The organism is Stenotrophomonas sp. 278 (assembly GCF_003935715.1).
Lineage (GTDB): Bacteria > Pseudomonadota > Gammaproteobacteria > Xanthomonadales > Xanthomonadaceae > Stenotrophomonas > Stenotrophomonas maltophilia_AH.
On the sequence record NZ_RHPP01000266.1, the window covers coordinates 1 to 2,216 of the forward strand.

The 2,216-nt window shown below is 59.2% G+C and carries 4 protein-coding genes, 1 tRNA gene and 1 pseudogene; 5 read left to right on the forward strand and 1 reads right to left on the reverse strand.

The annotated features are described in order from the left end of the window. The 5 genes and pseudogenes from EGJ34_RS21455 to EGJ34_RS21475 all read left to right on the forward strand — a co-directional run. Positions 1 to 409 (forward strand): annotated as a pseudogene (locus EGJ34_RS21455) (DNA polymerase III subunit delta'); the annotation flags it as partial. Further along, a complete protein-coding gene (locus EGJ34_RS21460) occupies positions 410 to 763 on the forward strand; it encodes a PilZ domain-containing protein (protein WP_125362419.1) in 354 nt (117 codons plus the stop codon). It begins immediately after the preceding pseudogene. A 67-nt stretch (positions 764 to 830) separates the two neighbouring features. After that, positions 831 to 905, forward strand: a tRNA-Val gene (locus tag EGJ34_RS21465). A 211-nt stretch (positions 906 to 1,116) separates the two neighbouring features. Further along, positions 1,117 to 1,578 (forward strand): type II toxin-antitoxin system antitoxin SocA domain-containing protein, encoded by a 462-nt coding sequence (locus EGJ34_RS21470; protein ID WP_125362420.1) that lies wholly within the window; start codon positions 1,117 to 1,119, stop codon positions 1,576 to 1,578. Then, complete coding sequence (locus EGJ34_RS21475) at positions 1,562 to 1,945, forward strand: hypothetical protein (RefSeq protein WP_125362421.1); 384 nt, start codon at positions 1,562 to 1,564, stop codon at positions 1,943 to 1,945. The genes EGJ34_RS21470 and EGJ34_RS21475 overlap by 17 nt, the downstream gene beginning before the upstream one ends. Here the strand turns inward: EGJ34_RS21475 and EGJ34_RS22580 are convergent. Then, the coding region (locus tag EGJ34_RS22580; protein ID WP_221740435.1) for a hypothetical protein at positions 1,932 to 2,216 on the reverse strand (285 nt) is incomplete at its 5' end. The genes EGJ34_RS21475 and EGJ34_RS22580 overlap by 14 nt on opposite strands.

The following is a 2,216-nucleotide window of genomic DNA, read 5'->3' on the forward strand; positions in this document are numbered from 1 at the left end:
GGGCCACAGCGAAGCCAGCGCCCGCGAGGCCCTGGACGCCGCCCGCGGCCACCCCGGGCTGGCCGATGACTGGCTGAAGAACGACGGCCTGACCCTGCGCCGGCAGGTCGCCAGCGACCTGGAAGCGCTGGTCGCCGGCCGCAGCGGCGCGGTGGAACTGGCCCAGCGCTGGTGCGCCGACGAGCACGCCGCCCTGCGCCTGCGCTTCGCGGCGGACCTTGCATTGGCACAAGCCACCGGCGGTGGCTTGACCGATGCGGATCGATTGCACAAGCTGGGGGCCTGGTTCGACGCCGCCAACCGTACCCGCGATCTGCTGCGCACTACCGTGCGCGCCGACCTGGCGGTGGTGGAATTGTTGTTGGCCTGGAACAAGGTCAACGAGCGGCACGCAAAGGGGAATAGATAAATGAGCGCCACCAACGCCCGCCAGGGCATCCTGTCGCTGGCCGTCAAGGACAAGGCGTCGCTGTACAGCGCCTACATGCCGTTCATCAAGAACGGTGGCATCTTCGTGCCCACGCCCAAGCGTTACTTCCTGGGCGACGAGGTCTTCCTGCTGCTGACGCTGCCTGACAGCAGCGAGCGCCTGCCCGTGGCCGGCAAAGTGGTGTGGGTGACCCCGGCCGGAGCCCAGGGCAACCGCGCCGCCGGCATCGGCGTGCAGCTGGCCGACGGCCAGGAAGGCGAGAACGTGCGCAACAAGATCGAAACCGCACTGGCCGGCACGCTGAGCTCGGACAAGCCTACGCACACGATGTGAAGGCGAATGTAAAAAAGCGTTGACGGCCTCGAAATCCGCCCTATAATGAGCGGCTCAGCAACACACCGGGCGGTTAGCTCAGCGGTAGAGCATTGCCTTCACACGGCAAGGGTCACAGGTTCGATCCCTGTACCGCCCACCATTCAAAAATCAGTGTGATGCGAAGAAACCGGCCTTGAGCCGGTTTTTTCGTAACTGCATGGTGACTGCATTGGCAGTAGCGTAATGCGGTGGTGTTACGATGCTTCATCTACATCGTGTCAACATGTGCCACCACTGCCTGAAGCTTAACGGCAAGATCAGCAGTCACCGCCAAATTTGTCCTGCATAGCGAACATCGCGAAGGAGGCAGCGTGTACGACGTACTCACCGTCGCTGATGCGATCCTCAAGATCGCAAAGGCGCAAGGAAAATCCCTTACCCCAATGCAGCTCGTAAAGCTCACCTACATTGCTCATGGCTGGAGCCTTGGGCTGCGTGGGAAGGATCTGTTCGCTAACCGGATTGAGGCATGGCAGTACGGCCCCGTTATTCCGGATCTTTATCATGCGACCAAGTCCTATGGAAGGGATCCGATTCCACTGGGTGCTATTGGTCCGACGCACGAGATTGCCGTGTCTCCAGAAGACCAAGCTTTCCTGAGCGATGTTTTCAACAAGTACGGTCACTTGGATGGCATAGCTCTGTCGTACTTGACTCACCGGGCGGGGACGCCGTGGACTCAGGTTTACGATTCAAGGTTCAGGGGTATCGAAATTCCGGATGAGTTGATTGCTCAGCACTACAGGGATTTGGCGAATGGGCGACCCCACTGACGGTAGTTCCTCGACTGCGCCGCCTTCGGGCATTCCGATCACAGCTGAAGAACTTCGGGCAACCCCTCAGTGGGCAACAACCGAAGCCAAAGCTGAAGACAAAAATTGGGACTCTCTGGACCACGTCAGGAAGGAGAACGACACCCAATGGCTTCGCTTGTACGGGAAGCTTTTGCTTGTTGTAACGCTGGTCTTTACGCTCGTTTTCCTTGGCTCATTGCTTGTCTGGGCATGGCATTACTTAGCCCCAAGGTGTTGGCAATGGCTGGAGCCGGGACAGCTGGGCAAGATTCAATCTGTGCTGTTCAGTGGCGGCATGGGTGCCGTCGTCTCCAACATCATTCGAACGCAGATCAGCAAAGCATGACCCCGCGTGAGCGGATTTTTTGCTGTTGGTTTGCTAGTTGTCGGCGCGCATCCGGCGGAGCTCCACTCGGCTTCCTGTGCTCAACGCCCAACGCCCACCGGTCGACCATCTTCATGTCACCCGCGAGGTCGCTATCGTAGTCTTGCGTTAGTGACGCCCGTATTTGACCAAACAGGAGCTTTAGAGGTGAAGATTGAACCTGTCCCCTGAAATCGGACGCCAAGAAGTACGGGGTCAGGAAGCGGCTTTCAATTGCTTTGCGTAGTCGTTT